The sequence below is a fragment of the uncultured Oscillibacter sp. genome (assembly GCF_910587525.1).
GTDB lineage: Bacteria > Bacillota > Clostridia > Oscillospirales > Oscillospiraceae > Oscillibacter.
Genome location: NZ_CAJULS010000119.1, coordinates 1 through 7,147 on the forward strand (window position 1 = coordinate 1; position 7,147 = coordinate 7,147).

A 7,147-nucleotide genomic window follows, 5' to 3' on the forward strand; every position below is an offset into this window, starting at 1 on the left:
CGGGGACACTGCGGGTATGAACCGCATGCTCTAGCCAACTGAGCTATGCCGCCATATCTCGCCCGCAACGGGCAGAAATTACTATACCAGAAGAGGTGGGTTTTTGTCAAGTCTTCCCGGAAAAAAAATCAAAATTTTTTCTCGTGTCCGTCAGCAGAGGAAAACAGGCGGCGGACCCGAACCGCCCGCTTGACTTCACCGTTCCGCCCGGGGTATAGTATAGTCAACATATGCTGCAGGAGGCGATTTTATGCGCTTTGCGCTTTCACACGGTCCTTTGGAGGCCGCAGTCCAGACCCGCGGCGGCGAGCTGGTCTCTCTGCGCCGCGGCGGCACAGAGTACATCTGGAGCGGAGACCCGGCGTTCTGGTCCGGGCAGAACCCCATTCTCTTCCCCATCGTAGGCACTTTGAAAAACGGACAGGTGGATATTGACGGGCAGATCTGCCACATGTCCCGCCACGGCTTTGCCCGGAATCTGGACTTCACCCCGGCAGAACAGGGTGACGGCTTTATCACGCTGGAGCTGCGGGATAGCAGCGAGACGCTGACGCACTATCCCTTCCCCTTCTCTCTGCGGGTGCGGCACCAGCTGCTGGAGAACGGCTTCTCCACCGCCTTTACTGTGGAGAACACCGGCGGCAGCCCTCTCCCGTTCTGCATCGGCGCCCACACCGCCTTCCGCTGTCCCCTTCTGGACGGAGAGCGGTTCGAGGACTATCAGCTGACCTTCGACCGGCCCGAGGACGCCTCCACTCTGCTGCTGACTCCGGAGGGGCTGATCCGCGGCGGGGCGGCGGAGCCCATGCTGTCCGGCGGCGTCCTTCCCCTGAACTATGAGACCTTCCGGCGGCTGGACACCGTCATATTCCGGCAGCTCCAATCCGGCGCCGTCTCCCTGGCCCACCGGGAGACCGGCCGGGGCGTAAAACTGGACTTCTCCCAGTTCCCCATGGCGGCCTTCTGGACCAAGCCCGGCGCCCCCTTCCTCTGTCTGGAGCCCTGGCAGGGCTGCGCCGCCTTTGACAACGAAACCGGCCGTTTTCAGGACAAGCCCTTTGCCGTCACCCTGGCCCCGGGGGAGATGCGGACACTGGCCTACACCGTCACCCTGCTCTAACCGGCCCGAAAGCAGACAGCGGCGCAGCCCACCGTGATCACCAGACACCCCAGCTCCGACACCAGCGTGGAAAACCAGATCCCTCGGTCCCCGAAGAGGACGGGCAGCGTCATCAGACTGACGGCCAGCAGCACCAGGCTCCGGCTGAGGGAGATGGTAAACGCCGGGACGGGCCGCTCCACGGCGGTAAAGAAGGCGGCGAAAACCACGTTGAACCCCACTGCCAGAAAGGACCATGCGTACATCCGCAGGGCGGAGACGGAGTAGTCAAAGATGGCGCTGCTTTGCTCCAGGAACGCCCCCACGATCAGTGGCGCCCCCAGCTCCCCCAGGGCAAAGGACAGCCCCGCAAACACCGCCGCGGCGGCCAGGCCATACCGCAAAAGCCGGCGGCAGTCCCGCCGCCGCCCCGCCCCCAGGGCGTAGCTCACCAGGGGCTGCATTCCCTGGGCGGTGCCGGTCATAGTCATCAGCACCAGGGTGTTCACGTAGCTGATGATGGTGTAGGCCGGCAGGGCCTGTTCCCCGATGAAGCGCAGGATGGTGTGGTTGAAGAGGAAGATCACCAGGCCGTTGGACAGCTCATTGAGCCCCTCGGAGAGGCCCAGGGGGAGGATGCGGCGGTAGGCTCTCAGGTTCCAGCGGAACCGGCCCAGCCGCAGCCGCTCCCGGTGGGTGAGGAAGTAGGCCAGAAACACCGCGGCGGAGGTCACCTGGGCCAGGCCCGTGGCCAGGGCCGCCCCCCACACGCCCCAGCCCAGGCCCATGACGAACAGGGCGTCCAGAGCCACGTTCATCACCGCGCAGGACGCCACGCCGATGGTACTGACCTGGGGCGCGCCGTTGGCCTTCACCTGGACCTCCAGGTTGTAGGACACGGTGAAGAACACGGCAAACACGGCGATGGTGCCCACGTACTCCTTCACATAGGACAATGTGTCCGGCGTGGCCCCCAGAAACAGCGCCGCCCTCTCCAGATTCAGCAGCACCAGGAGCGTCAGGACCAGGCTCACGCACACTGTCACCGCCAGATTCTGGCTGAAATAATTCCGGGCCTCCTCCATCTCCCCCCGGCCCAGGGCCACGGAGATCACCGTGGATGTGCCCGTGGCCAGCAGGATGCCCACCATGAAGACCAGCGACGTAAAGGGGGCGGACAGGTTCACCGCCGACATGGCGGTCTCCCCCACTCCCCGGGCCACAAACACGCCGTCCACCATGGTGTACAGGGAAAAGGCCCACATGGACGCAATGGACGGCACAACAAACTTCAAAAACTTCTTCCGCAATTCCAACTGAACAACCTCCTATGCGTACATGATAAACCCTCGTATTATCCGAAAGTCAACCCCCAGGAGGAGGAAAATGAAAGACCTCTACAAAATCCACGAGATCGCCCGGCTGTTTCATCTCCACCCGGACACCCTGCGCTACTATGAGGAGAAGGGACTGCTCCACCCGGTCCGGGGAGAGAGCAATTACCGCATGTACACCATCCAGGACATCTGCACTCTGAACGTCATCCGCTCCCTGCGGGAGCTGAGTCTCCCCACGGAGGAGATCCGGGCCTACCTGGAGCGCCGCAGCGTGGCGGAGACCCTGAACTTTCTGGACCGCCAGGAGGCGCTGCTGGAGGAGAAGCTGGCGGCGCTCCGGGCCGCCGGGCAGGAGGCCCGGCAGCGCCGGGCGCGGCTGGAGCGCTACCGGACCGTACCGGAGGGTCAGGTCCGTCTCACAGAGGAACCGGCCCGGCCCTATGTGTTTTTGCAGGAAAACGTGATATTGGAAAAGGAGATCGACTTCTTGCTGAAAAAGCTGGAGGGGCAGCATCAGGACTACATCAAGGTCATCGGCTCCCAGACCATGGGGGCCATTCTGGACGGCGGGAGCCTGAGGCGGGGAATCTGGAACCACTTCTCCTGTGTGTTCTTCCTCACGCCCTCCGGCGGCCCGCAGGACGCCCTGCTCCCGCCGGGGCGGTACGCCGGCCTCTTCTACCGGGGCGGCTACGACCATCTGAACCAGCACCTGGAGACACTGTTCCGGGGCGTCCGGGACCTGGGGCTCATTCCCGCCGCGCCGCCGCTGGAGCTGTACCGCATCGACGTCCATGACACCCGCCATGAATCGGAGTACGTCACGGAATTACAGGTGCTGGTAAATGACTGACCGGTCCCGCCATAGTGGCCGCAGGCGAAACTGAAAACCGGCGGGCCAAAGGCCCCGCCGGAAGGGCCGGGACCTTGCGTACCGCCATATCATACCGAAAACAGCCGGGAGATGTACTATGTTCGACTACCTGATTCAAAACATCCGCATTCTGGACGGCTCCGGCGCTCCGGCGGTCTCCGGCGACGCCGCCCTCTCCGGCGGGATCATCGCCGGCGTGGGGCGGCTCAGCGGCGCGGAGGCCGCCCATGTCATCGATGGCCGGGGCCGCTTTCTGACGCCGGGCTTCATCGACATCCACCGCCACGCCGACGCCGCTTTGTTCCGCCCCGGCTTCGGCAAAGCGGAGCTGGCCCAGGGACTGACCACCATCATCAACGGCAACTGCGGCTTGTCCCTGTCCCCGGTGTCCGGCCCCCATCGGGAGGCGGTGCTGGATTACCTGGCTCCTATTGTGGGCCGGACGGAGGAGGACTTTCCCCGGCTGGCGGACTACCGCCGCCGGACCAATGAGGCGCCCCTGCCCCTGAACACCGGGATGCTGGCAGGCATGGGCACCCTCCGCGCCTGCGCGGCGGGCTTCCGGGACGGAGCGCTGACGGACGGGGAGTACCGCCTGATCCACGCCGCCCTGGAGGAGGCCCTCTCCGACGGAGCCCTGGGCGTCTCTCTGGGCCTGGGGTACGCCCCGGAGTGCTTTTACACTACGGAGCAGCTGATCCGGGCCCTGGCCCCTCTGCGCCGCTCCGGCCGGGTCATCACCGTCCATATGCGCCAGGAGGGGGACGGCGTCGTGGAGGCCCTGGCGGAGATGCTGGCCGTGGCCCGGGCATTGGAGACGCCGGTGGAGATCAGCCACCTGAAAGCCATCGGCCGCCGGAACTGGCGGAAGGCCGTGCCCCGGATGCTGGAGATGATCGCCTCCGCCAGGGCGGAGGGCCTGGACGTGGCCTGCGACGCCTACCCCTACCCGGCCGGGTCCACCCAGCTGATTCACGTTCTGCCGCCGGAGTTTCAGGCCGGAGGCGTGGAGGCCCTCACCGCCGCTCTCCTAGATCCCGAGAGCCGCCGCCGGATGCGCCGGCGGATGGAGGAGGGCACAGACTTTGAAAACATCGTGTCCCTGGTGGGCTTTGAGAACATCCACGCCGCCTCCCTCCGCCTACCGGAGCACCGGGAATGGGAGGGCCGGACCCTGGCGGACATCGCCAAGCGCCAGGACAAGGACCCCTACGACGCCCTGTTCGACCTGCTGGCGGCGGAGCGGTGCGGCGTGTCCATGATCGACTTCATCGCCCATCAGGCGGATGTGGAGGACATCCTCCGCGCCCCCTTCTCCGGCGTGATCTCCGACGCCACCTACCCGGAGGGACTGCCCCACCCCAGGGTCTACGGGGCCTTCCCCCGGCTGCTGGAGACCTATGTGCGGCACCGGGGCGTGCTGACGCTGGAGGAGGCGGTCCGCAAGCTCACCCGCCAGCCGGCGGACCGCTTCGGCCTCACCCAAAAGGGCCGGATCGCGCCGGGAGCGGACGCAGACCTGTGCCTCTTCGATCTGGAGAATATCCACGAAACCGCCGCTTGGCAGCGCCCGGAGCAGCTGGCGGAGGGCATGGACTGGGTGTTTGTGAACGGCTTCCCCGCCATTCAGGAGGGACAGTTCACCGGACTGAGAGCCGGGCGGCACCTGTGACGCCCGAAAACTGTTTTTGAGAGGAGCGCTCTATTATGAACCAACCACTGATCGAGGGCTGCGTGGACTCCTACGCCTCCGCCGCGGCGGCGGTCATAGGCGGCGCAGACCGGCTGGAGCTGTGCGCCAATCTGGCCATCGGCGGCACCACCCCCTCCCCCGCCCTGTTCAAGCAGGTCCAGCGGGACTGCGAAATCAAGATCAACGTCCTCATCCGCCCCCGCTTCGGCGATTTCCTCTACTCTGAGCCGGAGATGGAGGAGATGTGCACGGAGATTCGGGCCTTTCAGGCCCTGGGGGCCAACGGGGTGGTCATCGGCTGCCTGACGCCGGAGGGCGGTCTGGATGAGGAGAAAATGCGCCGTCTGATGGACTGCGCCGGGGAGATGGAGGTGACTCTCCACAGGGCTTTCGACATGGCCCGGGACCCGCTGGAAACCCTGGAGGCCGCCGTCTCCTTAGGCTGCCGGACCATTCTCACCTCCGGACAGGCCTCCTGCGCCCCGGCGGGGCTGGAGCTCCTGCGGACTCTTCGCGCCCGGGCGGCGGGGCGGATTGACATCATGGCCGGCTGCGGCGTGAAAAAGGAGAACATCCGCCTCCTCCATGACGGCGCGGGAATCACCACCTTCCACACCAGCGGCCGCGGAGCGCCCATTGACAGCGGCATGGTCTACCGCAAGGCCGGCGTCTCCATGGGCCTGCCGTCCCTTTCGGAATATGAGATCTGGCAGACAGACCCGGAGGAGTTCCGCCTCTGCGCGGAGATTGTCCACGGGCTGGAAAAATAAAACGGCAGAGCGCAAAAAGAAGAGGTTTCCGGCCTCTTCTTTTTGCGCTCTCTCAGATCAGCCGGCGGAGCACCGGCAATTTGGAGAAGCTGAACGCCGCGCATGTGCTGACCACGCAGACCGCGGCGATGTTGAAGACCACCCACCACACCAGCGGCAGACCGCCCCCCAGGCGGCCCTCCGCCGCCACGAGGATGTCCAGCACCAGCACATGGATGAAATAGATTCCAAAGGTCAGACCTGCCAGCCGGCGGGCCCAGCCCGCGGCGCGGGGCGGCAGCCGGACCCCGTGCTCTTTCAAAAACAGGAACAGTGCCCCGGCTGTCATGTACTGCATGATGGAGTAGCCCTCGCTGAAATAGAAGGAGATCTTCTCCGTGGAGGAATACCAGTAGTTTCCCCAGGTGCCGCCCACCATTCCCACAATGCCCAGCAGGTAGATGGCCCTCCGCAGACGGGGCGGGATGTCCCGCGTTCCCAACAGGTAGCCCAGCAGATAGAACCCCACGTACCCCTCCACCAAGGCCAGGAAGGGCGCGATGCGGAAGACTGGCTGCACCACGTTGATCAGGCGGAACACCGTGGGCTGGAGCAGGACCACCGCCAGAAACACCAGCAGCTCCTTCGTGCTGGAGTGGTCCACGATCTTTTTCAGAAACGGGGTCAGGAGATAGAGGCCCATGATCTGGTAGATGAACCACAGGTGGTATTTGCTGCCCTGCTGTACCAGCTGCTGAAAAAAAGGCAAAACGCTCCAGCTGCCCTTGATGACACAGCCCTCCAGATAGTACATCGCATCCCAGACCAGAAATGGCCCCGCCAATTTCAAAAACCGCTTTTTATAGAAGGACCTGACATCCAGGGCCCCGCTGCCGGAGAGCAGCAGGAATCCGCTGAGCATGAAAAAAACCGGCACGCCCATACGGCCAAAGCTGTTGATGACAGAACAGAGCCACCAGGTCCGCGTGCCGTATATTTCCGTATGATTGATATAACCCACCACACAGTGCAGCGCGATCACCAGGCAGATAGCGAGGTATCGGAGCACGTCTATGTAGACAATACCCCCCCCCCGCATTTGTCACTTAATCGTAGCTCTATTTGCCGATTTTCCATAAAATCACCCGTTTTCTTCACTTTTTCATCGTTTTAAGCAGGGGTGGACAACATGTCCGCCCCTGCCCGCGTTTAGATCTTATGCCAGAGCCACGGTCCGCTCCCGGTCCCGGCGCTCCCAGATGCGGCCCTCCGGAGCCGCAGTCTCCTGCCGCTCCGCCAGACGCTCCCGGCCCACCGCAAGCATCAGCTTGATGCGGTTCTCCTGGTTCACCCGGGTGGCGCTGGGGTCGTAGTCAATGGGGGTGATGTTGGCCT

At 64.2% G+C, this 7,147-nt stretch carries 6 protein-coding genes; 4 read left to right on the top strand and 2 right to left on the bottom strand.

Annotated elements, in window-relative coordinates; genetic code table 11:
• The first annotated feature begins 250 nt into the window (after positions 1-250).
• Positions 251-1,120, top strand: a complete 870-nt coding sequence (locus QZ326_RS10165) for an aldose 1-epimerase family protein (RefSeq protein ID WP_295744807.1) — start codon at positions 251-253, stop codon at positions 1,118-1,120.
• On the opposite strand, the gene QZ326_RS10170 is transcribed toward QZ326_RS10165, so the two are convergent.
• Complete coding sequence (locus QZ326_RS10170) at positions 1,117-2,415, bottom strand: MATE family efflux transporter (RefSeq protein ID WP_295744810.1); 1,299 nt, start codon at positions 2,413-2,415, stop codon at positions 1,117-1,119. The two genes, QZ326_RS10165 and QZ326_RS10170, sit on opposite strands and share 4 nt — an antisense overlap.
• A gap of 70 nt (positions 2,416-2,485) precedes the next feature.
• Here QZ326_RS10170 and QZ326_RS10175 point away from each other — a divergent pair, with 70 nt between their 5' ends.
• From QZ326_RS10175 to QZ326_RS10185, 3 genes are all read left to right on the top strand, one after another.
• Positions 2,486-3,289, top strand: coding sequence for a MerR family transcriptional regulator (locus tag QZ326_RS10175; protein WP_295744813.1), 804 nt, complete (start codon positions 2,486-2,488; stop codon positions 3,287-3,289).
• Positions 3,290-3,407: 118 nt separating this feature from the next.
• Positions 3,408-4,982 (top strand): amidohydrolase family protein, encoded by a 1,575-nt coding sequence (locus QZ326_RS10180; protein ID WP_295744816.1) that lies wholly within the window; start codon positions 3,408-3,410, stop codon positions 4,980-4,982.
• Between the two features lie 35 nt (positions 4,983-5,017).
• Positions 5,018-5,773, top strand: coding sequence for a copper homeostasis protein CutC (locus tag QZ326_RS10185; RefSeq protein ID WP_295744819.1), 756 nt, complete (start codon positions 5,018-5,020; stop codon positions 5,771-5,773).
• Between the two features lie 52 nt (positions 5,774-5,825).
• On the opposite strand, the gene QZ326_RS10190 is transcribed toward QZ326_RS10185, so the two are convergent.
• Entirely contained in the window at positions 5,826-6,851 is a 1,026-nt protein-coding gene (locus tag QZ326_RS10190; protein ID WP_295744823.1) for an acyltransferase, read from the bottom strand.
• Between the last annotated feature and the right edge of the window lie 296 nt (positions 6,852-7,147).